The 24,994-nt window shown below is 34.8% G+C and carries 27 protein-coding genes, 1 tRNA gene and 3 pseudogenes; 8 read left to right on the top strand and 23 right to left on the bottom strand.

The features are described from left to right. Nucleotides 1–40 precede the first annotated feature (40 nt). The gene (yejK, locus tag M992_RS08375; protein WP_047255672.1) at nucleotides 41–1,042 is read right to left on the bottom strand and encodes a nucleoid-associated protein YejK; all 1,002 of its coding nucleotides are present in this window, start codon (nucleotides 1,040–1,042) and stop codon (nucleotides 41–43) included. Between the two features lie 245 nt (nucleotides 1,043–1,287). Here yejK and M992_RS08370 point away from each other — a divergent pair, with 245 nt between their 5' ends. The 3 genes from M992_RS08370 (at nucleotide 1,288) to M992_RS08360 (ending at nucleotide 3,401) form a co-directional block, all read left to right on the top strand. Beyond that, nucleotides 1,288–1,515 (top strand): YejL family protein, encoded by a 228-nt coding sequence (locus M992_RS08370; RefSeq protein WP_047255671.1) that lies wholly within the window; start codon nucleotides 1,288–1,290, stop codon nucleotides 1,513–1,515. Between the two features lie 22 nt (nucleotides 1,516–1,537). After that, the gene (yejM, locus tag M992_RS08365) at nucleotides 1,538–3,253 is read left to right on the top strand and encodes an LPS biosynthesis-modulating metalloenzyme YejM (protein WP_053908120.1); all 1,716 of its coding nucleotides are present in this window, start codon (nucleotides 1,538–1,540) and stop codon (nucleotides 3,251–3,253) included. Between the two features lie 71 nt (nucleotides 3,254–3,324). Beyond that, nucleotides 3,325–3,401 (top strand) — tRNA-Pro (locus M992_RS08360). A 139-nt stretch (nucleotides 3,402–3,540) separates the two neighbouring features. On the opposite strand, the gene M992_RS08355 is transcribed toward M992_RS08360, so the two are convergent. The 3 genes from M992_RS08355 to M992_RS08345 form a co-directional block, all read right to left on the bottom strand. Then, complete coding sequence (locus tag M992_RS08355; RefSeq protein WP_053908119.1) at nucleotides 3,541–3,900, bottom strand: hypothetical protein; 360 nt, start codon at nucleotides 3,898–3,900, stop codon at nucleotides 3,541–3,543. Between the two features lie 627 nt (nucleotides 3,901–4,527). Beyond that, the gene (locus tag M992_RS08350) at nucleotides 4,528–5,274 is read right to left on the bottom strand and encodes a hypothetical protein (RefSeq protein ID WP_053908118.1); all 747 of its coding nucleotides are present in this window, start codon (nucleotides 5,272–5,274) and stop codon (nucleotides 4,528–4,530) included. Nucleotides 5,275–5,473: 199 nt separating this feature from the next. After that, nucleotides 5,474–5,671, bottom strand: coding sequence for a hypothetical protein (locus M992_RS08345; RefSeq protein WP_134473540.1), 198 nt, complete (start codon nucleotides 5,669–5,671; stop codon nucleotides 5,474–5,476). Between the two features lie 820 nt (nucleotides 5,672–6,491). Here M992_RS08345 and M992_RS14725 point away from each other — a divergent pair. Continuing rightward, nucleotides 6,492–6,704: a HEAT repeat domain-containing protein gene (locus M992_RS14725; RefSeq protein ID WP_072165936.1), complete on the top strand. Its 213-nt coding sequence runs from the start codon at nucleotides 6,492–6,494 to the stop codon at nucleotides 6,702–6,704. Here M992_RS14725 and M992_RS08340 read toward each other — a convergent pair. The 8 genes and pseudogenes from M992_RS08340 to M992_RS15070 form a co-directional block, all read right to left on the bottom strand. Next, entirely contained in the window at nucleotides 6,622–7,164 is a 543-nt protein-coding gene (locus tag M992_RS08340; RefSeq protein WP_072165935.1) for a lysis system i-spanin subunit Rz, read from the bottom strand. The two genes, M992_RS14725 and M992_RS08340, sit on opposite strands and share 83 nt — an antisense overlap. Continuing rightward, a complete protein-coding gene (locus M992_RS15075) occupies nucleotides 7,161–7,376 on the bottom strand; it encodes a hypothetical protein (RefSeq protein ID WP_162200742.1) in 216 nt (71 codons plus the stop codon). Before M992_RS15075 ends, M992_RS08340 begins: the two co-directional genes overlap by 4 nt. Next, nucleotides 7,289–7,715 (bottom strand): annotated as a pseudogene (locus M992_RS08335) (lysozyme). Before M992_RS08335 ends, M992_RS15075 begins: the two are co-directional and overlap by 88 nt. A gap of 50 nt (nucleotides 7,716–7,765) precedes the next feature. Continuing rightward, nucleotides 7,766–7,846, bottom strand: coding sequence for an HP1 family phage holin (locus M992_RS14955; RefSeq protein WP_390892495.1), 81 nt, complete (start codon nucleotides 7,844–7,846; stop codon nucleotides 7,766–7,768). Nucleotides 7,847–8,537: 691 nt separating this feature from the next. Continuing rightward, nucleotides 8,538–8,732, bottom strand: a complete 195-nt coding sequence (locus M992_RS08330) for a hypothetical protein (protein ID WP_053908116.1) — start codon at nucleotides 8,730–8,732, stop codon at nucleotides 8,538–8,540. Between the two features lie 252 nt (nucleotides 8,733–8,984). Continuing rightward, nucleotides 8,985–9,551, bottom strand: a pseudogene (locus M992_RS08325) (DNA methyltransferase); the annotation flags it as partial. 124 nt (nucleotides 9,552–9,675) lie between these two features. Then, nucleotides 9,676–10,068 carry a YgiW/YdeI family stress tolerance OB fold protein gene (locus tag M992_RS08320; RefSeq protein ID WP_053908115.1) on the bottom strand — a complete coding sequence of 131 codons (393 nt, stop codon included), beginning with the start codon at nucleotides 10,066–10,068 and terminating at the stop codon, nucleotides 9,676–9,678. Nucleotides 10,069–11,142: 1,074 nt separating this feature from the next. Further along, entirely contained in the window at nucleotides 11,143–11,394 is a 252-nt protein-coding gene (locus tag M992_RS15070) for a hypothetical protein (protein ID WP_156317258.1), read from the bottom strand. A gap of 54 nt (nucleotides 11,395–11,448) precedes the next feature. Between M992_RS15070 and M992_RS15615 the strand changes: the two genes are divergently transcribed. After that, entirely contained in the window at nucleotides 11,449–11,793 is a 345-nt protein-coding gene (locus M992_RS15615; protein WP_053908114.1) for a DUF7079 family protein, read from the top strand. A gap of 81 nt (nucleotides 11,794–11,874) precedes the next feature. Here M992_RS15615 and M992_RS08305 read toward each other — a convergent pair whose 3' ends face one another. After that, on the bottom strand, nucleotides 11,875–12,132 hold the full coding sequence (locus M992_RS08305; protein ID WP_053908113.1) for an antitermination protein Q: 258 nt from the start codon (nucleotides 12,130–12,132) through the stop codon (nucleotides 11,875–11,877). Nucleotides 12,133–12,667: 535 nt separating this feature from the next. On the opposite strand from M992_RS08305, the gene M992_RS08300 reads away from it, so the two are divergent. Then, nucleotides 12,668–13,672, top strand: a complete 1,005-nt coding sequence (locus tag M992_RS08300) for a glycosyltransferase family 2 protein (RefSeq protein ID WP_053908112.1) — start codon at nucleotides 12,668–12,670, stop codon at nucleotides 13,670–13,672. Between the two features lie 1,355 nt (nucleotides 13,673–15,027). Here M992_RS08300 and M992_RS15220 read toward each other — a convergent pair. The 9 genes and pseudogenes from M992_RS15220 to gltP form a co-directional block, all read right to left on the bottom strand. Further along, nucleotides 15,028–15,333 (bottom strand): phage tail fiber protein, encoded by a 306-nt coding sequence (locus M992_RS15220; protein WP_053908111.1) that lies wholly within the window; start codon nucleotides 15,331–15,333, stop codon nucleotides 15,028–15,030. Next, nucleotides 15,257–15,573: pseudogene (locus M992_RS14715) on the bottom strand (HNH endonuclease); the annotation flags it as partial. The pseudogene M992_RS14715 and the gene M992_RS15220, both read right to left, overlap by 77 nt. A gap of 165 nt (nucleotides 15,574–15,738) precedes the next feature. Continuing rightward, nucleotides 15,739–15,810 (bottom strand): HP1 family phage holin, encoded by a 72-nt coding sequence (locus M992_RS15610; protein WP_390892494.1) that lies wholly within the window; start codon nucleotides 15,808–15,810, stop codon nucleotides 15,739–15,741. Nucleotides 15,811–16,036: 226 nt separating this feature from the next. Next, on the bottom strand, nucleotides 16,037–16,600 hold the full coding sequence (locus M992_RS08290) for a hypothetical protein (RefSeq protein ID WP_053908110.1): 564 nt from the start codon (nucleotides 16,598–16,600) through the stop codon (nucleotides 16,037–16,039). Between the two features lie 218 nt (nucleotides 16,601–16,818). After that, nucleotides 16,819–17,370, bottom strand: a complete 552-nt coding sequence (locus M992_RS08285) for a YagU family protein (protein WP_053908109.1) — start codon at nucleotides 17,368–17,370, stop codon at nucleotides 16,819–16,821. Between the two features lie 968 nt (nucleotides 17,371–18,338). Beyond that, the gene (gene cspE, locus M992_RS08280; RefSeq protein WP_047255668.1) at nucleotides 18,339–18,551 is read right to left on the bottom strand and encodes a transcription antiterminator/RNA stability regulator CspE; all 213 of its coding nucleotides are present in this window, start codon (nucleotides 18,549–18,551) and stop codon (nucleotides 18,339–18,341) included. Between the two features lie 381 nt (nucleotides 18,552–18,932). Next, entirely contained in the window at nucleotides 18,933–19,427 is a 495-nt protein-coding gene (locus M992_RS08275; protein ID WP_047255667.1) for a TIGR00645 family protein, read from the bottom strand. 385 nt (nucleotides 19,428–19,812) lie between these two features. Continuing rightward, nucleotides 19,813–20,745 (bottom strand): LpxL/LpxP family Kdo(2)-lipid IV(A) lauroyl/palmitoleoyl acyltransferase, encoded by a 933-nt coding sequence (gene lpxL / locus M992_RS08270; protein ID WP_053908108.1) that lies wholly within the window; start codon nucleotides 20,743–20,745, stop codon nucleotides 19,813–19,815. A 445-nt stretch (nucleotides 20,746–21,190) separates the two neighbouring features. After that, a complete protein-coding gene (gene gltP, locus M992_RS08265; protein WP_047256985.1) occupies nucleotides 21,191–22,495 on the bottom strand; it encodes a glutamate/aspartate:proton symporter GltP in 1,305 nt (434 codons plus the stop codon). A 385-nt stretch (nucleotides 22,496–22,880) separates the two neighbouring features. Between gltP and M992_RS08260 the strand changes: the two genes are divergently transcribed. Together M992_RS08260 and M992_RS08255 are read left to right on the top strand one after the other, a co-directional pair. Continuing rightward, a complete protein-coding gene (locus M992_RS08260; protein ID WP_053908107.1) occupies nucleotides 22,881–23,144 on the top strand; it encodes a DinI-like family protein in 264 nt (87 codons plus the stop codon). Nucleotides 23,145–23,184: 40 nt separating this feature from the next. Then, nucleotides 23,185–23,757, top strand: coding sequence for a cysteine hydrolase family protein (locus M992_RS08255; RefSeq protein ID WP_053908106.1), 573 nt, complete (start codon nucleotides 23,185–23,187; stop codon nucleotides 23,755–23,757). A 187-nt stretch (nucleotides 23,758–23,944) separates the two neighbouring features. Here the strand turns inward: M992_RS08255 and M992_RS08250 are convergent, their stop codons facing one another. Next, the gene (locus tag M992_RS08250; RefSeq protein ID WP_053908105.1) at nucleotides 23,945–24,805 is read right to left on the bottom strand and encodes a D-amino-acid transaminase; all 861 of its coding nucleotides are present in this window, start codon (nucleotides 24,803–24,805) and stop codon (nucleotides 23,945–23,947) included. Nucleotides 24,806–24,994 lie beyond the last annotated feature (189 nt).

Here is a 24,994-nt window from a genome sequence, read left to right as displayed (position 1 = left end):
GTTATTTACTTATAGAGACAAATAATATTCAGCTAACTTATTATTTACCGCTGCGACGCTGTAATTGCTCACGCAGATTCGGTGGTGTACCTTTAATGGTCAGCGTGTCTGTCGCAGGATCCCAAAAAATACGTTCTCCTAGTAACATTGCATCAAAATTTAATGTCATTCCGCCCCCACTGCCCGAAAACTTAGTCAGCTGTTTTAAGGTACTGCGATCTGCCGGGAAACTCTCTTCCAATTGATAATCATTTTGCTGAGTAAAATCAGAAAAAGTTTGATCGCCAATCGGCGGTAATTCTTGAGACAAATCATTTAGCGTAATTTCTTCGCCGGATTGTAATTGCTCGTTACAATAACTGTATACTTGCTGACGATAAGCCAAACTTTCATTCTTATTCAATTCAGCCGATTCACAGTAATCATCTAGCGCTTGTACTAATCCTTTATTTTGAACTTTGGCATTCATACCTTCACTAGCCGCCAAAAAATCCATAAAGAAATCTGAAACTTTACGCCCTACTCGCCCTTTTAAAAAAGACAAATAGCGGGTTGAGTTCGGGTTGGTTTCCCATTCAGTTAAATCAATACGTGCAACAATATCCGCATGTGGAATATCTAAGTAATGTGTGGTGCCTAAATCTAAAGTATCAGTAACAAACATACTATCGCAGCTATTCAATACTGAAATTAATAAATATTCGACCGCTAAATAACGATACTGGCAAAACAGCACAATTCCGCCTTCAGCAAAAGGGTATTTCGCTAGCTCATCTTTTAATCTCACCGTAGCAGCACGACTAAACCCCAAAAAATCCTCGTCACCTTTACGTAAATGAGTTAATGCTTCCGATAGCTCACTGTCTTGATTAAACGAACCAAAGGCTTTACTTTTGGCACTATAAACACGGTGTAATTCAGCCATCATCTCACGCACAACCTCAGTTGTTGGCAGCAAAGAATCACGCAACATCACTTCCAGCGTTTGTTCATCACGTTTTATTAGCTGGTGTAAGGCGATATTTGTGATATCTAAACTCATTATATGCTCCTCATGGATAGCAGAATAAAAAATCTCGGCTATTCAAACACTGTTGTCTTGACGGTGCAACTAAAACGCTAAATCAATAGTCATTTTTCCATACAATTTATGGAACTATTAGTGAGGCTAATTATCTTAATAACTATTATTATGAATTAACGCTAAAAAACTTTGCAGAATTGCAGAAAATCATCCAACTATCGGCTATTATAGGATGCTTTTATTCATTTAGGATGTTGAAATTTATGCCACAGTCATCTCGCTATACTGATGAACAAGTAGAAAAATTATTAGCTGAACTAGTCAGTGTACTGGAAAAAAATCGGACTCCGGTTGATCTTTCCCTGATGGTTTTAGGTAATATGGTCACCAATTTACTCAATACGTCAGTTGCACCCGCTCAGCGAAGTATGATCGCCGAGTCGTTTGCGCACGCGTTACTTTCTTCTGTCAAAGAAGACCAATCTCACTAATTTAATTAATGATACGGACAGTATGGTGACACATCAGCGCTACCGTGACAAAGTCTCCCAGATGATCAGCTGGGGGCACTGGTTTGCACTATTTAATATTTTACTCAGCCTCGTGTTGAGTAGCCGCTATCTGTTCTTGTTTGACTGGCCCGGTACCCTTACCGGGCGTATCTATGCCATCGTCAGCTGGTTAGGACATTTTAGTTTTATTGTCTTTGCTGCATATTTACTGATTATTTTTCCGCTCACATTTATTGTCGTTTCCCAGCGATTACTGCGATTTCTATGCGTTGCCTTAGCGACAACGGGTATCACCCTATTAATTTTCGATATCAGAGTATTTAGTCAACTTGGGCTGCATCTGACCCCTCAAGTCTGGGATTTAGTGATAAATCCTGAACAAAGTGAAATGGCTAGAGAATGGCAACTGATGTTTATCAGTGTCCCGATTATTTTTCTGGTGCAGATGCTGTTTGCCACTTGGAGTTGGCAAAAATTACGCAGTCTTAATCGACAAAAATTTGCAAAACCGGTCGCAGGAATTTTTATAACTGCTTTTGTACTGTCACATTTAATGTATATTTGGGCTGATGCAAACTTCTATCGCCCTATTACCATGCAGCGTTATAATTATCCATTATCCTATCCGATGACTGCTCGTAAGCTATTAGATCGCTATGGCCTGCTGAATTTAACTGAATATCAACAGCGCCTGTTTTTACAAGGCAGCCCGACAGCTCAGCATCTGCAGTACCCTTTAAAGCCATTAAAATATCAAGACCAAGGGCAAGGCTATAACTTATTATTACTGGTTGCTGACAATTTGGGCTCTGCTACAGAGCAACAACAGATGCCAGCACTGCAAGCGTTTAAGAATATTAGCGTCCAATTTAATCAGCATTACAGTAGCGGAATTAAAAACGATACCGCGCTCTTTGGCTTATTTTACGGAATTTCTGCCAGTTATTTCGATAATATTCTCAATGGACGCCATACTTCTGCCCTGTTTGAAGCATTAGAACATCAAGGCTATCAATTTGGCTTATTCTCTACCGATGGCTTTACTTCGCCGCTCTTCAGGCAGGCCATTTTGGCAGATTATTCACTCTCGCCAAGAACCACGGACAGCGATCCAAAAACTATTCTTGAATGGCAAAATTGGTTAAATAACCTGCAAAGCAATGCGCCCTGGTTCTCCTATCTAAATATCAAAGGCGATAATCGTGCCCAAACCGATAATGAGATCCAACAAATTATCACGACATTGCAGCAACATGACAGTTTGAAAAATACTATTGTCATTATTACAGCTAATTATGATCATCGATTAAATGAACAAGCTGATCACTGGTTTATCAATAAAAAATTCAATCGCCAGCAAATGCAGGTTCCACTGTGGATCTACTGGCCTGAGACACCGGCGCAGCAGTTAAATAAACTGACTGGACATCAAGATATTATGGCCACCTTGATGCAGCGTTTATTGCATGTCACTAATAATCCTGATGACTATACACAAGGTGAGGATTTATTTACCGCAACTCGCCAACGTCCTTGGTTAATCACCGGCGATAATAATGACATTATCGTCACCAGCGAAAATGAAACATTATTTATGCACAATAATGGTCAATTTAATCTTTATGACGCCGAAGGAAATGAACTAAAAGATGAAAAACCTAACTTGGCTGAACTATTAAAAATCTTATCTGAAATAAAACGTTTTAATGATAACTAACGCTTAAAATTCAATCACTCGCCCCAACGACTCTTGATTTTAAGACAAAAATAGGTAGTATAATTACTGTTCGGCATGTAGCGCAGCCTGGTAGCGCACCGTCATGGGGTGTCGGGGGTCGTAGGTTCAAATCCTATCATGCCGACCAAAATTCCCTAAGAAAACCAACCTATTACGGTTGGTTTTTTTATGTGGTGAATTTGGGGTGGGTAAAAGTCGGGTAAAATGACAACACAAATCACACTAGTCCTTACCTTTCCTTTTGTTAGGAATTATCATCCACTGACTCACTTTCCGCTGCTTCCTGTTTTTTCGTTGTTTCTTTGCACAACACTGCCACCGGATGTAAGGTTACCGCCTAATGTAAGAGAGCCTGTAACTGTACCGCCCGCCTTTTCAAACTTCCCACCCAACTGCTTATCCATTTTTTTCGCTGTCCGCAGTTGCTGCTTGGTGCCGTCGGGTAACGTGACGGTGATTGTGCCAGTTTCCGTAGCCCAGCGATTCAATATGTCGCTGAACTGGACGTTAGCATTATTCATTGCCACAATCTTGTTTGCTGCATCTGATACCGAGTGGATCATCGGAGTTAAGATGTTATATGTCGCATCTTTGACGGTTACCAGTACCGGAAAACTCAGCGTCATTTCCGTGTTGCTTTAGATAGAGGCAATGCTGTTAATGTAAATTGTGGCGCCGTTTTAAATTAAGATGGCTTGCTCGGGCAAGACGAGTGAATTTTTATCTTTCCACTTTGTATTAGTGCCGACTACTTTCGTAGTATTTGCTGTGGTTGTATAATTTTATCTGTACTGTACATGCTATTTCCTTAAAATTAGATGTAAAAAAACTGCAATTAAGCAGCCTTGATTAAATTGATTACTTTAACTTTTGAATACTAGACATTGTGCTGGGACTTTGTAAATCAGGTTATAATTAGATGTCCCTCCTAGTAATTCATATGAAATCAACGCGGTATCTTTGGCATAAATAACCTAACTTCTCATAGCCATCACACTTTAGATCACTTACGTCTGCGCTATTTTTTACAATCTTTACGTCTGACTCATTTAAGATATCACCAACCACCGTCGCACATGGAAATGAAGCTAATACTGCTATCATTAATACCTTTTTTATCCCCCCTCATTCAGTTTTTTATTAGTTTCAGTACTGTTAGCTTAGCGGGGGTGCAAATTGAAGCCAACAAAAAACCTGCCGGAGCAGGTTATTCATTAGAGATTAAGTTGCCAAATAGTTCGCTATCAAAATGATTATTTGCTAAATGCATACATAATAAAAATAAAAAGGGGAGGTGTGACAATGATGTCAGCCACGACAGTAAATGGTGTAGCTATTATCTTTGCGGCCAAATTCCCTGCACTAAAAGATTTCTTATCTTCAGCAGAATATAACTCAACTGTATATAACTCATTGAGCTTATCGACTGATATTGCAGGCAAGTTCATATCATTTCTATCAATAACATACCCTTTAATTGATATTGTTTTTATCCAAGATGATTTACTATTTCCTTCAGACCTTTTCTTAAAGCCTGCTTGTTCTAATATTTTTATCTGTTCTTTTGTAAGTTTATAATTAGAGTTCGTGTAAACAAAATAATCCTGCATAAATTCAATCGGTGACTGACTGTTGCTATTTGGAAGTATTTGTATTCGAATTACTCCCTGTGGATTATCAAATGCAGCTAACGGTATTTTTTTAACTATTTCATTTAAATCCATTAATTCAGTAGATCCACTAGTCAATAAATAAACATACTTCTCTCCAACAAAACCAAACCCTGAAGTTGGAATATTTATATCATGTGTAATATTTGTTGTTTTACCTTGAACTTTAATGTTTTTATATTCAAACGTAGTAACTATCTTATCTGTTAGCTTAACGACATCTTGTGATTTTGTTTCAACTGTTGGGTGATCTTCCCAAAAATTCTTTGTCATACAACCAGTAGAGCTTAAAATTGACAAGCTCAAAAAACACGCAAGTAATTTATTCATTCCATTGCCCTAACAAGTTTAGCTTAAGTTCAATGAATATTAGGATAGATACAGATTTCAGGCAATAAAAACCCCCGAAGGTTATTATGTGTGATTGTTGATGTTTATTACATTGATCATTTAAAGCCTTGTGGGTGATATTTAAACTGTATCATTCCTTCATTCTTTATGGGAACCTCTAGATAAACAACGTCAGAATTCAAAACTGAAGTTGCCCCCCAGTCGGCCATACATGCGTTGCTATCGCCCCACCTTCCTTGTCTGTTTTAAATAATAAATCGACAATATTTTTATTATTTAATTTCATTGAACCCGAGCAGATACTGCCTAACTTGCAATCAAATTTGGCACCATTTAGCATAAACTTAATATCGTATGCATCTTGCATTATTGTCACTATATGCCCTTAAAATCATAGCTATACCTTCGTGCTCTTTTTCTGGAGCTAAGCTTGTAAAATACTGAGTTTTGCCGCACATCTCGTCAACTTTCTCTGTATGCTTCCAGTCCGCAAACATTCCGAATCCAACAGAGCAAAGTAATAGGCCAGCTAATATTCTTTTCATGACACAATTCAACTTAGATTGTGTCAGAGTCCCTATAATTAAGAGCTAGTTTTTACATACCGGATTTTCCCGTATCTACCTTCAAGTGCTTGAATATAAGCTATGGTTTCAGGAAGCTTGACCCATTCATTAGGCACTTCCCAAATTTAGCAGCTAATTCGATGGCATTAATCCATCCGTCGTGATTAAAATGCACAGGATGCCCATCATATTCAAGAGGAATAATATTATTCATGGTGCTTACCTTACTTAGTAATGAGCCTTTGCCACATAGCAACATCAGTCCAGCGAAGCAGTATTAGCTATAACTTATCACCTCAAAGGCTCATTCCTAAACATTGGCTCGATGTTTTTAGATGTGTGTGCATGTGGTGTACAGAGTGAAATGCGATTTTTGTAGATATTAAAAAGTCCCGCTATTGTGAGGCTCGTTGTTATTCAATTTCCCGTATTGCTTTCTTGTCCAAGTTGCACTTTGCTATTAAATTCATATCATCTACCAACACTATTATTAAATAATGTTCGCATCGAATTTAATTGTTCTCGTAGCATTTTGTTGTAATTCATTACATATATTAACTAGCTATTTCAGTATGCTAATGATGCGTTACTTACTGATGTTAATATATAAAAACATATGCGAGCGATAGAATGGAAAATACTATAATTCGGAAACTTATTGAGTTAACACACAACGAAAATAATAAAATCAAGGTTACTGCGATATCAGCCCTTGGTGAGTATAAAGCTGCCACAGGGCAAAAAGCTGCAATTTCAAGACTTATTCAATTATGCGATGACAAACAGGAAGAGGTAGCTGTTTGTGCAGTTCAAGCATTAGGTAGGCTTTCTTTGCATTTCTAATATGAATTACACTGTACTTTAATCCCCTAATCATTTGCTCTGTCTCTGCAATTCGCTGTCTGAGTAACCAATAATTTCGGATAGCGGAGTCAGTAGGTCTGGCGGTTGTTCCATCATCCAAGCTGGCGGTTGAATTGGCTTCGCTTTTCAAACAACTGGCTTTGATGTATATCCGCTCAGAATTGCGCTCAGCAGCAATACGCAACTGGTCAATTTCAGTTTTTGCATTTGTTAGCTCTTGGGTATGTTTAGTGTCGAGTTCGTGAAGGGAGTTAATGCGCTTTTCATAATCTGCGGTGATAGCGATTTGTTCGCTGAGGGCGTCATATAATGACTTCTTCTCTTTTTTTAGCTCAGTATTTTCATCTAGTAGCTTTTGATTTTCACTCACCTGCCAGTTAAGCAGCCCCTCCAAAATAATGACATCAACTAGTGTTAATGCTGTTATTTTCCACTTCACATCCCCCCCGATAATGCCTGAGTGCAACTTGGCAACGCTTTTCTAGCCCCCTGCTGATCATTGTCATCAAGCAATAAATATGCGCCCGATCGAATAAATAAAATAAGATAGGCAACCAAACAGACTATAGGCTTCCAAGGCATACTGTATTTTCCACTTCTCGCCTTGTCATTAACCCTCTCCACGGCTTGCCCCCAGCATATATCTAGCATTTAAGTTCATTACATGCGCCAGTTTGGTCACCAGTATTACGCTTTTTTCAGTAGTGTAGAGCGCGAGAAAGCACCTGTTCCAACGTTATAAGTGAATGAGTAAAGTGCTGCCCTAGTGTAATCAGGAATATTGACTTTGATGAGAGGATTTACGGCTTTAGCGACGATGGCCAAGTCTTTTTCTAACAGCGCATCATACTCGGCTTTTGTATAGATTTTGGTGGGGATAATGTCAGAGCCTGTGTGCCCATAACACACGGTAAGAACACCAACCACATCACGATAAGGCTTAGATCCATATCCTTCGAAATCAGAGACCATCGCAACAGTTAAAGCCATCAAGCCATCAGCAGCGGTCATATTTATTTTATTGGGTACCTTTGCCACTGTTAGCTCTCTCTTAATTTGAAATCTTTGCGTTTGTAGTGCCAATTAACAAAGAACGTTCCAACCGTACAAATAATGCCAATGATGATCGCTCACGCTTCTAAAGTGAAAATCATTATGGCTGATGGCTATATATGAAAAAGGCCACGCAATGCGTAGCCCTTGGAATATTGTTCTGTTACTGAATTAGTATCCTCTTTTATATACTTTCTGGTCTATTTGCGCTTTCTGACTAGCCTTTATGTTATTTAACGTACTATCAGCATAGGGGTCATCTTTAGGTTTTTCCTTACTAAAATCTGACCCAGAAGATGTGCAAGCAGAAAGCATTACCACAAAAACTATTATAAATAGCCTCATGCCATACCTCACATTACATATTTAAGTGAAAATTTAGACTAATAGAGATCTGTAAGTTCAATTGTTCAATTAAACATTATCAAAACGATAAGATAGTTATAGGTATTACGGTGGCATACACTGAGGGTATACGCTTTCAGGTTCCCCATGGCGTGCTCCTATCCTGACAAGTACAGAACCCATACGAGTTAGCCAATCAGCCTTGGCATTGTCTACAATGAGAGTCCTACTCGCTTTAATACCTATATATGCAAGATAGAAGCTGACAAATAGAGTTTTCATTGTAGAAAAACCCCACCGAGATGAGGCTTTAATTTCTTTCGCTTGGGATAATGAAAGATAACATTTTCATTATTCGCATTGGCGGCTATTTAATTCCACTAAACGGCTCGGTGGTTATTTTCTTATATTTATTTAGCAGCCCGCAATCCATGCACCTAACTGAGCGCCAAAGCATGCACCCATTGAACCACTCGATATTCCTCCGGTACCGGAGTTACAGTTATCAATAATAGCTTGATGATAATCCTCACATTTACTATTTCCTGCATAACTATTAAATGCCAAAACTTGTAATATTAATGCTGATGCAATAATTATTTTTTTCATGATGTTATCCTGTATTAATGCTTAGATTATTAAAAATAAAAAAAATGACTCACCGAGCAATAAAAAAATAGCTGTTAAAAAGCAAATAAACAATATTAAATTTCAAGAAATAATGATTTTTATATTTTAAGTGTGATTTAACCTACAAAAATAAAGATTAACCACTAACTTCTGGAAATAAAAATCAATTGATTGAATAAAAGTTAATATAAAAAGCAAAAAGGCCCTACCGAAGCATAGGCTCTATATTTACTATAATCTTATATTACAGATTTCTAACTTTGTTTGCTCAAACCGCTCCGACTCCAGCTCAACACCAATAACCCGTCGATTAAGTTTTAATGCGGCTTTTATTGTGGCGCCAGAACCCATAAAGAAATCAGCCACTACATCACCTTCACGGCTACTACTCTTAATAATGTGTTCCATCATCGCTGAAGGTTTTTCATAGGGATGCTTGCCGGGGTAATACTGTACGGGTGGGTAGATCCATACGTCTGTATAAGGAACATCAACAGTCACAGAGAAAGGACGGCGTAATAACTGATATTTTGCTGCCAATTCATGATATTCGCGATTAAGCGTTGCTTGCGTGTCTATTAAATCTGAGTGACTTCGATTTAATGGATTTGTACTGAATTTTTCACCTGCTACACGATGAAACAATTCTTGAAGCTTTAAATAATCCGATTCGTTCGGTAATTGCCATTGACTATAGCCAAACCAATGAGAAGCCATTTGCTTTCTCGTGGCTTGATGAATTTCCTTAGCCGTTATGCCTAATGTATATCTCGCTTGCTTAAAATACTCAATTAATGGCGCAACAAGAATAAAATTTAACTGTATCTAATTACTAGAGAATTAAATTGAGGAATTAGTTCATCTAGTGATTAGATAACTCAAAAAAGCCCCTTCTATTAAGGGACTTTTATAATATTAAAGATTACTTTTTAATAATCGTTACGCGCTTCACATCAACTTCTAATGAAGACCACTCTTTATCAATTTCACCATCTAAGCGAACTTTTGTCTCAGGTGTTACAACTTGTCCACGCCAGCGTCTATCATCAATATCTACAGCGATTGAGCCAGTACTATCTTTGAACTCGTAAAGTTCTTTACCAATCTGCTTCACAATATTACCTTCAAGTGAAACCCAGGCATCATCAGGAAGCTCTTTGGCTTGAATGACTGTTGTTACAGCCTGATTTGTTGCAACAAAGCCACCTTTCTGCACGACTGAGCCATCATTCGAAATAAATCCCCCCGTACCATTATTAGCTAAAACACCAAATGATGCCGCTGATAATACGAGTCCAATAACTATATTATTCATAATAATTCCTTTTTCTGTTAGTTTTTATAGCCCATCAATTAAATCTTAATAGAATCTTAAAGTAAATATTTAACTGATCTCAGTTTCCTATAATTACATCATCTACTTTTAATAATCAAATACTGATTATTTTACTTTTAAACATATTCAGTTATATTTAATTTTTTTAAAGTATTTCACTTAAAACTATAAGATGATTTTATAAAAAAAGTACTATTTACTAGTATCATTATATTGTTTTTAATACTTGCATCCACTTTCGCAACTGCAGATGCTAAACCTGTATCTCAGTGGACGAGTGAAGATCCCTTAACAATCGATGATGCTTTTTATCCAACAGCAATTGGTGTCGCTGAAATTATTACTCAGAAAGATAAAATATAAAATCCTATTTTAGATATTAGCGAGATCGAAATATCAGCTCTGTTAATTAACGAAGCTTGCGAAAAAGCCCCTAAAGAATTATTTCTTCAAAAAGTCGACGCTCATTTGAAAAAAGTAACTTTAACCAAAGTGAACAGTAAATCTTATGTTTGTTTTAGGTATAAAAAAACCGCTATTGCGAGGTCTTTAATTAGTTTAATGCGACTAGGTATAGGCTGCCTATTCTCAAAAGAGAATAAGCCAGTTTTGGACAAAACAGTAGAAAAATGGATTTCCTTTCAATTACCACTAAATAGAGACTATTCAGATCTAAAATACATTATCACTTTAGATGATGGGCAATGCATAAATAGATGCAATAAGTGACGCCAAAATAAGAAATAGTTATCAATAAAATATAAAGCACGTAGTAAGTGAAGTAAAATAAATGGTAAATACTAAAAAATATCCGTTAAGGAGGCTTCAGTCTTTTGTGATGAAATGAGAAATAAAATAATGGCTGAACATAGGAAAATAACCTCAGTTCAGGGACTAGCTAAAGCTGAGCAACATAAAAAAGTACCATTATCATTAAATGAACTATTAGATAAATATTCTAAAAAAGTATGGTCTTGATATAAAAAGCCTTACGGGTAGTCAAAAAAATACTATTTACTATGAAATAATAGAGTCAGCAGGAAGAAATAATGTTCAAAGTTCAACTGAAACTAAACGACTAAGAATACTAGGGAAGGTAGGAATATTAATTACAGCATCTCTAGCTACATACGAAATACTAGATGCAGAAAATAAGCCTAAAGAAGCAATTAAACAAGGTGTACAGATAGGCGGCGGGGTTATTGGTGGTTGGCTGGCAGGTTTTGCCGTTGTGCCTTTATGTGGCCCAGGCGCTCCAGTTTGCGCTATCGCAGTCGTTTTATTAGGAGGAACCGCTGGTGGCATTGCTGGTTCCGTTGTTGCTGATAGTCTTGATGACGAAATAGAAGAGTTCACTAAATGGGGTATTCATTAGAAGACAAGGCACTTTGTGAGGCTTTATCATATGCCTTTATTGATACGGAAATTGATTATGCATATATAGCTTCAGTCGCTAAAAATTATCCGAAGGAACATGTTGAAAACTTATTTTTCAACTATGTAGCTCCATCTTGCTACTACAATACAGTAGCGCCCATTCCTTCTGTAATCTATTTTTTTGACCCCGAAGAATTACATGCAAACATTGACTCTATCAGGAAAAGAAAGAAAACTGCATATGGAAAACTACGAATGGATTTATTTTGTTGGTATCTTAGGCGTAAATTTAAAAGCGAATGGAATGCACTAAGGTCATTATTATAACTTTCGAGCTATATTCACCATATTCGGTATCTATAATAACGGGTTGTTTTATCTACTTAAACCACCCGCTATCTGTATAGGCTATTTAATTACTTTCTTAAAAGCCTGTTCCGCTATGTTTTCTTCAATATAACATTTGTTAGTCAACTTTTCATAGAATGGCTTCCAATTTCTACGCCATGTTCTTTCATTAAGATAGAGTACTAATTGCTTTATCGCATTATACGCTACAGATGATGGCACACGCTTAAATCTGCGCCCGGCACATCGAGGACAATCTTTATAAGCTGGTACCCCTTGTAATTCGGCCTGTTCTTCGCTTGCAATCCATTGATTCATATACTACCAAAATGATCAATAATCCAATGTTCCCCTATGCAGTCGAATCAATTACAACAACATCAAAATCAATAGGTTGTGGCTTAATTGTATATAGTCATGAGGTGTCGGAGAGATCGTAAGTTCAAATCCTATCATGCCGACCAAAATTCCCTAAAAAAACAATCTATTGTGGTTGGTTTTTTTAGGCCTGTGATTTTAGGTGGGTAAAATGGGGATAAAACTAATAGAAATGTTCCTGTTTTCAGCAACCCAAAACATCGATTTTGATAGTGAAAAGAGCTGCTTTTTAAAGCGACTATCTTGTCATTGAAGTAACAGTTTTAGATAAAAGTAACGTATCAATTATCTTTAAATATCTAAAGTCATATTAATTTCATGAGAATATGAAAATATTTTGCTGTTTACAGGTTTTTTATTTCTATTCCTGTACTTTTTTCATAAGGATCCACACAAAAATCAAACACACCTATACATGATATATATATTTCCTATGGTATGATAATGTGTAATCAATATAAAGGTTGTTCATTTTATGCCCACAATAGTATTAAGTGTTATAGTCCCTTGCTACAATAATAAAAATTATATCTATGCCTGCTTACATTCAATTGCTGAGCAAGTAGATGATACAGTTGAAATTATTATTATCGATGATGGATCTAACGACGGCTCTATTGATGAGATCCGACGTTTTGCCAACGATAACAGCAATCTAAACGTGAAAATTATTGAGCAAAAAAATCAAGGTGTCTCCGTTGCAAGAAATGTAGGCATATCTCATTCTTCAGGGAAATACATTGGATTTCTTGATGCAGATGACTTGTGGTGTTCAAATTTTTGGGAGAAAACTAAGCATATATTAAATCACATTCAACCTGATATGATTATCTTTAATGCGGTACGTTTCTATAACGATGATACAAATATAACTACCGATGTTAAAATCACAAATCTTCTAGATAAACTAACCCATATTCATAATATCATTGATGTAAAAGGATTATTTAAACTAAATGAGTGGTTTCCATGGGCTCGTATATATCACAGAGATTTATTTAAGGATATTACTTTTCCTGAGGGAAAAGTATATGAGGATGCTGCAATTATTCCTTTAGTTACAATTAATTCAAAAACTATTTATAGTATATCTTCTCCTCTTATTTATTATCGCGTTAGAACGAATAGCATCACAAATACGGCTAAAGAGCATCATATTGATGACATCATATACGCTATAAAAATGTTATATAGCATATATGACAAATCAGATAACAAAGCAGTTTGTATAGATGTTTTAACACCATCTATACTTGGCTTATATTCATTGCTGAGAAGAGTCAGCACTCGGGTATATGGCTATTGTTATTTTACTCGTCAACAACAGGCTTCAATAAAAAAATATATAACCCCCTTTATTCTAAAACAAAATTATAGTTTTAAGCTAAAGATTATGTTTTTAGGTTTTTATTGCTTTTTTAATAAACAAAAATATTTAATTTATAAAAAAAATCTAACTAACTCGATACCATCCCATTAACATGATATAAGGGTTAGTTAATGCCAAAGCTGCTCCTGATCCTAAGTTTTCTATATACCCTTAATAGGTGTGAGTGCGTCCCCCATGTTGAGATGAGCTACCACTCCAAGTACTTGCGCATTGAAAATATATTTACGTGATCCTGTATTATTGTTCCCTGTATATCCACCATTAGCAGCATATAGCCTAAAGAAAAAGCTCCCGATGCATATAATCATACTCGCCTGTAATATTCATTGGTGCCACTAGTATGTGTATACCGCCATTACTTACTGTTGTACCTGAATATTTTAATTAAACCGTAAAAAGATGACCTTTACCGATAGTCACTGAATCTCTCCCATAGCTGCTTAATACGTTGTTACTCCTCGAATTAGCTAATCGAATGATTTTATTCTCTCCGGCATATTGCAATTTGATATCAGGGAATAAGGGATTCAGATTTTTATTTTTAGCAAACCATACCACGATACCAATCGGATAAATAATATTGAGATTTATCGCATTTTGTAAGACTTCTGTAACCGTTTTTTAGCTCATAACCGTAGTCGTCGATGCATCAGTAGCCTGCACCACACCGCTTATATTGAATTTTATATTTAAGCTATTCGTTAACGCTCTATTGACCACATAATCCCCGTTGGCTGATAATTCTTCTTGGATTGATAGTTTATGTCGACCTCGCTTTTGAATAGCTATAACCTGCCGCTTGATAACTATCTTTAGATTGGTAACTGCCTTTCGGTTGATGCCATGTATCCCTTTCAGTTTTCATATAACTTTCACCTTTAAGTGCATAATGACCTGTAGGGGAATAGTTGCCTTTGGATTGATAATTAGTGCCAGATTCTATTTTAGAATAGCTGTAACCTACCGCTTGGTAGTTGGCTAATGGCTGAAAATGCGTGTCAGATTCTATTTTTTATAAACATTGATATCACCCGCAGTGAGATCCGATTTTAGCTTTTTCCGCTCTTTGCCAACGACGGACTCAATACTATTATTTTAATAATTTTAACTATTATGCTTTATTTTTATGGTAAACAATGGTGTCGATTGGATATTGCTTGCCTTCTGCTAGCCACTTAGAAAACTTTAAATATCATACTATGTTTTACTTAATACTCTGAGTTTCAGTAGATAAAATTCAATCTAACCTAAACCTATTGATTCATTAGTATATATTTTGCATATCATGTACTATTTAAAAATACAGTCGATTAATATTTAATTATTTAAAATCAGTATATTATATAACTCAAAATCGGATTCATGAGTGTCGGCGGTCGTAGGTTGAAATCCTATCATGCCGACTAGCATTTCCTAAAAAAAAACAACCTGTTACATTTATTTTTTTATATCTGAAATTTAAGCGGGATAAAATAGGAGTAAAATGATCGGTGACTTAAAAAGGATTTTACTCCGCCTCCTCTTTCGCTGAGTCTCTTGGTTTCTGCTTGCATTTGATTGTAGATAGAGTTATTTGGCATATTGACACGCACATCGATCCAATGCCTTGCGGAAATATCTACCGGCGCACCATTTTCTAGTTCACCACGTTCATCATCGACTAATTTAGTGAACTCATTCCATTGCTGTTTTACGTTTATCACAGGGCCAGCACAATGACTGCAAGTTACTGTTATTATCGATATCCCCATCCGCTTTCAGTGTAATATGCTCGACGGTCTTAGCCTCTATTGCTCGTTCTAACTTGATACATTCTTGGCACAAATACTTATCACGACGCAGGAATCAGGCGCGTATCTTGTCCCGCTTAGAACCATAGCCACATTCGTGTCTGCTCATGCCTCGCTGATGGTTTCTCATTTTATGCTCTGATGCTTAGCACAATAACCACCGCGGTCAGTTTTTGTTTTGGCATATCCGTGTTTACGACATTAGTGAAGGATACGTAGTGGTATAAAATATATCCATAAATGAAAAAGCTACTAGTGATTAGCTGATGGCTATAAATATTTAAACTTACTAAGCAACAGTTAAAGCCATCACATCACCAGCTGCAATTTTTATCTTATTGGATATTTTTGCCACTGGTAGCTCTCTTATAATTTGAAATCTTTTCGTTTGTAGTGCCAATTAACAAAGAACGTTACAACCGTACAAATAATACCAATGATGATCGCTTACTCTTCTAGAATGAGAACAACACCTGACACTTTGGCTCTTTTAATTACTGATAGTTTGATTTTATCAATCATAACTATCTCTCTTAAATAGAATAAGGCCACGCAATGCGCAACCCTCGGAATAATTTCTAGAATATTTTGTTGCCTAAAATAGCATTATTTACATATATTTTGCTATTGTAGAGACGTCTCACTTATAAGCACGGTAATATCATCACACTGATGAAATTCCTGAACCATAGATAACGTCCTTATCAGTATAGAAATACAATCCTTTTAATTTTAAATTTGGTTGCATTTTTATATCGAAAATATAGTTAATGCTATCTCCATTTTTATAGTGTTTCGCTTTCGATAGTTTATCTATTTCATATCTATCTTCATCATATATGGCGACTAGCTGTATGACTGCATTAGCGTATATAGTTGAATCTCCATTAATTTTATATGCAATCAATAATGAAATATTGTCAACAGTAGTCCCTTGATAGTCTGGGATGTTGATGACATATTCTTGGTTATTAGTTGATTCATCAAGAGAAATAGAAAGATACTTTTCATTCTTTATTTTTTGTAAATCACTAGAGCGATAAGTAATAAAAAGTGAAGGCTTACTTGCAAGCTGAATGTTATGTTCACTTAGATTAGGCAAAATCACTTTTACATTTCCCATAGAAGGAATTTTACTTACTTGTTCTTGTGTTAAGTTAAGCGTTTTAATTGAACATGCTGATAACATAAAAAGTAAAGACAGCATTAGCGTGATTTTTTTTATCATGTGATGAAACCATTGATTAGTTATTTTGCGTAACTATACATATAATTCTAACCAAAGTTAATAATAAACTTATGCTCGTTTTAAGTATAAAAAAACCCCGCGAATGCGAGGTCTTGAATATATTTAATGCGACTAGGTATAGAACGTCTCTTATTAGAAGGCAATAAGCCAATTCTGGATAAATCGCCACACTCTACACAGTCGAGTGTAAATATTATTTATTGGCTAATCCAGCGACCACGTATAGGACGAGCAAAAGATGCTAAGACTGCAATTAGACAAATCTCTATAGATACAGCCCAATAAATATGTCCTAAAATCTCACTAACTAGTTCATAGCCATTTAAATTCCAGAGCCAACCAACTTTCCCCTCATTATATGATGGATGACGAAATCCAAATAATGGGATCATTATTCCATGAGCAAATATTGTAATTATAACGCCATACAATGCACCATAAAACATTCGGATCTTAGGTAAATAAGCTGATAAAAAAACATATACAAAAGCGAACACAAAACTAAACAGCCAATGATATAAAGTTACAGCGCCACCAATCAATGAACCCTGATAAAAATAATCAAGAGAGTGAGAGTTAACGCCTAACCAGCTAAACCACGCATCAATATTCGCCGCTGGTGGCGATATTTCTCCCGCAACTCTCGGTGGCATATTTACTTCAGAGCCCCATTTAACTAATGAGCTAATAAAGCCACCAATAATAGTTCCCCAAATAACTATCTTAATATTTACTTTGTTACTCCACATAAAAACCACCCCATATAAGCTCTTGAGAGTTTATTTTTACACGAAATAACATTAAATTTACAGTTTTAAAAATAATTTAAGTTTAATTAGTTATTGTGCATGGTCACACATATAACTCGGGCCAAAGTTAACAGCCCGTCTTATGGTTGTTTTAGGCATAAAAAATCCCGCAATTGCGAGGTTATATTCTATAAATTAGGTGGAACTTATTCACGCTTATCGCATTAATGCCCAAAATTTGTTACAAAAGTATTAACTATTAATTGTGGATTTATTTACCCGTTCATCCGTATCTAAAACAGCACCAACTATAATCAAACATGTTTCGATGAAATTTTCAGCTATCATTAATTTTTATCTAATTTTATCCTCTGAGCGCTTCATATCTCTTTACTATTGCTGTCTTTGAAATATCTTTTATTTTGAAATGTCTTTTATATAGTACCGTTCTGTTAATTCATATTTATCTTTTACCTGTTTTAACAAACTAACCAACCGCTGCATCAATAATTATCCTATCATACCGACCAAAATTTCCTAAAAAAATGCCCGATATATTAGATTGATAATATAATATCAACTTGTAACCACTGATAGCGTAATAATAGGCTCACTAAAAAATTGATCGTAAAAATCGACCCAAAATCATTTATTCGGTACCGAACAAGCAACTACTTCCCCACCGTTATTTATTCTCTTAACACAAAAATAGTACTCGTCATCGACTTTTTCGAACTAAAATCTACTAGTATGATATTAGAGTAACATTTAATATTAGGGCTAAATATATCTATAGCAAATACTACTCAGCTTAATTAAATATTGTGATCAAAAAAATAGATCTGCTATATAAAGATATAATTTCTAGTATATATAACGTAAAAAACCCCGCATAAGCGAGGTTTTAAGATTCTTTGTATTTATTTAAATAAACAGTATAGTTTATTTATCAAAATAACAGTGAACTCTTACAGAGCAACTACGTTAGCAGCTGCTGGGCCTTTAGCACCATCTTCGATGGTGAAAGATACTTCTTGGCCTTCATCTAAGCTTTTGAAATCAGTACCTTGGATTGCAGAATAATGGACGAACACGTCTTTGCTGCCATCTTTTGGTGAAATGAAACCGAAGCCTTTATCATTGTTAAACCATTTTACTAAACCAGTCATTGTATTAGACATTTGAAATCCTTTAAATTTTAGAGTTGCCATAAGGCAGATTAAGGTTTGTTTTAAATTTGTACGTACTTATGGGAACTAATTAGAAGGAATTCGCAATGAAGGGGTATCGTGGATAACACTAAATGGTGAACTGCTTTAAACTTGCTTATCATAAATGGGTCTGTACTTTCAAACCGATGACGCTATTTACTCATATTCCCCTGTTTATAGCAACCTTTATTTGCATATTAATTTTTATGACCTGCAGTGCTCATCCAGTAAAGTTATTGCAAATCAAATAATTAAATAATTTACTTAGACGTATAAAAAGTAAAATAGCAGCAATAAATTTTACTTTATCACTGCTATCAACACATATTTAGGCCAAATAATTTACTCAGTTTAATATTTTTTCTTGGTCACTTGATCTAAATATCCCATAACAAATGCCGAAAGAACAAAAGTTAAATGGATAATCACATACCACATGAGTTTATTGTCGGGCACATTTTGTGAATTCATAAATATACGTAACAAATGAATGGATGAAATAGCTACAATTGACGCTGCTACTTTATTTTTTAATGAGTTCGAGTCCATGGTTCCTAACCAACCCAGTTTTTCTTTACCTTCAGCTATGTCTAACTGGGAAACAAAGTTTTCATAACCAGAAAACATTACCATGACCAATAATCCACCGACTAATGCCATATCAATCAAAGATAATAAGATCAAAATGAGATCGGATTCAGCGATAGAAAATATATTGGGTAATACATGAATGATCTCTTGAAAAAATTTAATCGTTAATGCGGCTAGTGCCAACGATAAGCCTATATATATTGGGGCAATTAACCAACGCGAGGCATACATTAAATTTTCAATAAAACGTTCCATAAACACCTGCTTATTATTTAAGATTGAACATCGTGGCTTATAGTGATAACTATGACTAATAATAGTAACTTTTCATGTAAATTCATTACTCAAGATAAAGCCGTAGGGCTGCTTTATTAAATGATAAAATAAACAGACGAGCAACATATTTTATACTAATTGATTGATTCTTATTAACCAGAATCGAATATTCTATTTGCAGCTAGCAACAAATATTCTTTCACGTATTGATTAATAAGAAAGTACCTAGAAGATAAAGAGAGACTGATGTGTAGATGCAAAAAAACTGATGTTTATTTCATCAATTCATGAATAATAATAAGTATGCGCTAAATTTAAAATATTACTTAGCGCATACTTATAACTCGATTATATTTATAATAAGTTATTTATTTTCATAAAAAGTGGGTTCACCTTTGGGACGAGTTTTAAATCGGCGATGAGCCCATAAATACTGTTCTGGAGCCCTCATTATTTCATTTTCAATAATATGATTAATATATTCAGCATCATGTTGCTTATCGCCCGTCGGATAATTATCTAATTCAGGACCGATAATCATTTCATAAGGTTTACCATTTTTATTATTTCTAATTAAGACCATCGTTAGTACCACGGAATTAGATAACTGCGCAATCATCGCGGTTCCTTTTGATGTCGAGGTATTTTTCACCGTAAAAAATGGTGCAAATAAAGTTCCTTTAGTGCCTAAATCCTGATCAGGTGCAAACCAAATGGCTTTACCACTTTTTAACTCTTCGATCATGAATTTTAAATTTCTTCTATCGATCATACCTTTGTTCGATCTGGTTCGCCCTTTTGTCTGGATATATTCCATAACTTTATTATTATGTGGTCGATACATTGCATTAATTGGATAACAAGTTCCCATGATCCGACCACCAAGCTCAATCGACATAAAATGAACTCCAACGACCATAATACCGCGCTGCTTGTTCATTGCATTGGTGAAATTTTCACCACCGGTCATAGTAAATATTTTCTTTATCCGGCGATCACTCCAGAACCATGCCATCCCTGTTTCAAATAACGCAATTCCGAGAGAATAGAAATTCTTTTTTACCATTTGTTCTATTTCGGACACGGATTTATCTGGAAAGCATAATTGAAGATTTCTCTTAACTATTTTTGCCCGTCTTTTTAAGATAAGTCTTGATAAATTACCTAAGCTACCTCCAATCATGACAATCCAAGTATAAGGTAATTGAACTAACAAATATAATACACCCACACCAAGCCAAGTTAATGCATATTTTGGATGTAAATATTTATATTTAAAAACATTTTTAGAATACACTAATCACCCTTATCTTAAATATATATTTTATTACCAAATAACTTAAAAAATTTCGCTACTTTGATTGTAACTCAATAAAAAATTTCTGAATATCTTATCATTTTATCATAGATGAGACATAGAAAATTAAGAATCCAATTGAATAACTAATCACCAAAAAAGCCTCTTATATCATTTAGCTTATTGATTAATGGTTATTTTATCATACTCTAGATTTTTGTCAGTTTATGTACTTTAGCTAAAATTCCGTAATATATACTTATATTTCATCTCATAAATTAGTTAATTAAATATTTTACATTTAAAGAATAATTTAGAACTTAACTATATTTAATATTACTAAAGATAAAAAATTAAATAATGAATAACAAATAATAAAAAAGCCAACATATTTGTGGTCTAAACACAAATACGTTGGCTTTATAGAATTATTAGATTTTAATTATTATAAACTTTTTTCATATTCTATAGCTTTTTTCTCATCATAATTATGTTCCCACTTAGAGATTATAATTGCAGCAAGCGCATTACCAACGACATTTAAAGCCGTTCTCGCCATATCCAATATACGGTCAACACCAGCAATAAATGCTAAACCTTGCAAAGGAATACCTACACTACCAAGTGTAGCTAACAGAACCACAAATGAGACACCTGGTACACCAGCGATACCTTTAGAAGTAATCATTAAAGTAAAGACTAAAATAATCTCCTGCCCGATAGATAATTCAATACCATAAAGCTGTGCAATAAAAATAGCTGCAATACTCTGATAAAGAGTTGAACCATCAAGATTAAATGAATACCCAATAGGAATAACAAAACTTGTAACTGATTTAGGCGCACCGTATTTTTCCATTTTATCCATAATACGCGGTAATACAGTTTCAGAGCTTGCAGTTGAGTAAGCTAATAATAATTCATCCTTTAAAATACGAATAATAGTAAATATATTTATTTTACAATAACGAGCAATTAATCCTAATACTACTAGTGCAAAAAATAGAATTGCAACATGTACAATAACAATCAACTTAATTAATGGAACTAATGAGCTAAATCCGAAGTTGGCAACAGTAACCGAGATTAATGCAAACACACCAATCGGTGCATATAACATAATCATATTGGTCACTTTAAACATAGTTTCAGAAAAAGTCTGTAGAACATCTAATAGAGGTTGCTTTTTCTCTTTTGGTAATGAAGATAAACCTAAACCAAATAATACAGCAAAGAAAATAACAGGAAGCATATCACCACTCGCCATAGCAGCAAATATATTGCTAGGCACTAACGATAATATTGTATTAATAATTCCATGCGGATGACTCTCTACTGCCTGCGTGGTTTTTTCATATTGTGAGATATCAACCTGGGTCAACTGCGACATATCAATACCCACACCAGGTTGGAATATATTCGCAAATGAAATGCCCACAATAATAGCGACTGTTGTTACCAGCTCAAAATAAAGAATGGTTTTAAAACCTAATGTACCGAGTTGCTTAGTGTTACCAACTCCGGCAATTCCTACAATCAATGTTGATATAACAATTGGTACAACAATCATTTTTATTAATTGAATAAAAATATTACCTGCTGGATTTAAAATATTTAAAATCAACCAATCTTTATATTCTGTATTATTATGAAGAATTGCTCCTAAAATAATACCTAAAAATAATGCTATTAATATTTGCCAGCCTAAACCAAGGCGAAACTTTTTTTTACCTGTCTTATTTAGCGTCATATAATACTCTCTATATTTAATAGATTTTATGTTTATGTCATTTTTCTCCCCGGTTTTATATCTAAAGTTCGTAATTACCACAACTATAAACTCGAAAAAGTGGAGCTATCCACCAGTGAAATATATTCAAAAAGTAAAAAACAGAAAGATAGTTTGTTATTTTGTAACAATTAGTAACTAAATGAGAGATTTTATGACAAGTGATCATGTTACACACAGTACACGAATATAAGAATAAGTCTTATTATAGCTTGTAAAAAGAACTATCTTACTGAAGATGGATGCTTCTTCCAGCTAATGATGACTAATTAAATTTTAATTGACAATAAAGAAAATCGAGTTATAAATACACTGTATATAGATACAGTTATGTTATGAGGCTATTATGTTACGTATTGAAGTCTTGTTTGATAAACTTTCCTCCCATAAACCGTCTCCGAGTATTATGGATGCGCTGAAAATAGAAATTGAACGTAAACTAAAACCACAATTTCCAGAGATGATCACTCGCGTCGCATTAAGTACCTCGCAATCAATTGTGATCAGTGGAACTAAAGTTGATCATGAGAAGGAAAGAATACAAGAGATGTTAGAAGAAATTTGGCTTGATGATAGTTGGCTTCCTGAGCCTAATGAACAAATAGACTAAATTAACTCTTTTTTATCAGATTAATTATATAGGAACATCTATGTCTCAAGTATTAATAATTATTGACTTAATTGAAGATATTATTGGTGAACAAGGCCTGTCTAATAGTAGTGCTGCCGAAACAAAAACACGCGATATTATTAATAAATCGAATAAAACAGCGCAATATGCGCGAGCTCATCAAATCCCTGTAATCTGGGTTAAGGTGGGCTTTTCTGATGATTATCACGATATTCCCGCAGGCTCGCCTATGTTTAAAAACGCACAGAAACTGGGAGCTTTAAAATTAAGTGGTTCAGGATGTCAATGGGTAAAAGGGCTAGACGTACAACCTCAAGATCATATTTTTATAAAAAAGGGGGTATCCGCATTCACCAGTAATAAATTAGACCAATGGTTAAAGCAGCATAATTGCCAACATTTAGTCATCGGCGGCGTCAGTTCATTAATGGCAATCCAAAGTACTGCTCGTTTAGCTCATGATTTAGGTTATCAAGTAACTGTATTAGAGGATCTTTGTGCTGCCGCAAATGAGGAATTACATAGACAAAGTATGCAAGCATTACAAGGCATGGCGACAATCTCTTGCTCCACGGAATGGCAACAGTCATAAAAATCTTATTAAGATATATATGTTCGGATTATCTTGCGTAAATAAAATTTCTATAGGCTAAATTTTATTTACGCAATTGGGTTGCTATTCTTTACTCAAACTTGATTACATAATATGAATTTATTATATAATAATTAAAAGCAGCACGTTCTATAGCCAAAGGCAATGCTATATTATATTTAATATATTACTTAGTTATCTGAGCTAAATAAATTTCTCGCAATCGCTTAGCTATCGGCCCAGGTATGCCATTATTTATCAGTTGGCCATCAATACTAATAACAGGCCAAATCAATGTCGTCGCTGAGGTTATAAAGACTTCTTGAGCTTCGATGGCTTCATGTGGCGTAAATGCTCTCTCTTCAATTATTAAATTTTGTTCTTTGGCTAATTGAAGTATCGCTCGACGTGTAATTCCGGGTAAAATATCTTGGCTTAATTCTCGAGTAATTAATTTATTATCACGAAAAATAAAACAATTACTTGAGCTTCCTTCCGTAATAAATCCATCTTGCACTAATAGTGCATCATCGGCATTATTCGTCTGTGCGTATTCTTTAGCCATCGATGCTGCAAGTAACGCAACCGTTTTAATATCACGGCGTAACCAGCGTATATCATCATAGGTTACCATCCGTATTCCTAGCCTAGCTAACGGTTGCTCAATAATATTTACCGGCTGAGTAAATAAAACCAAGGTCGGTTTTATTTGTTTTTCGGGATATAAAAAACTACGAGTTCCTGGATTTCCTCGAGTTAATTGCAAATAAATTAATCCTTCAGTTAACTCATTTTGACTCATTAAAGAATGATGAATTTGCTCTAATTCTGCTTCTGAATAAGGTAGTGGTAGAGATAACTCATAGCAAGAGCGTACTAAACGAGCCATATGCTGAGAGAAATCAACTAGTTTTCCTTGAATAACCGCAGTGACTTCATATACCGCATCAGCGAATAAAAATCCGCGATCAAAGATAGATACTGATGCTTGGCTTTCCGGTAAATATTTGCCATTTACATATGCTATCGCAGGTGTTATTTCAGACATAGTTATCCTGATAATATTCAATGTGACCGTTAAAAACTATAGATTAATATATATACTATATTAGAATAATAATTCTAGTGATAATTAATAATATAGATTTTCTTATGTATAAATTAAGCACTTAAAGTATTCCTTTTATGATTTAAATTATAGGAATAGGCTTACTCTCGATGTACTGTTTGTTACATT

It is taken from the genome of Moellerella wisconsensis ATCC 35017, assembly GCF_001294465.1.
Lineage (GTDB): Bacteria > Pseudomonadota > Gammaproteobacteria > Enterobacterales > Enterobacteriaceae > Moellerella > Moellerella wisconsensis.
This window is presented reverse-complemented; position numbering and strand designations above follow the sequence as displayed.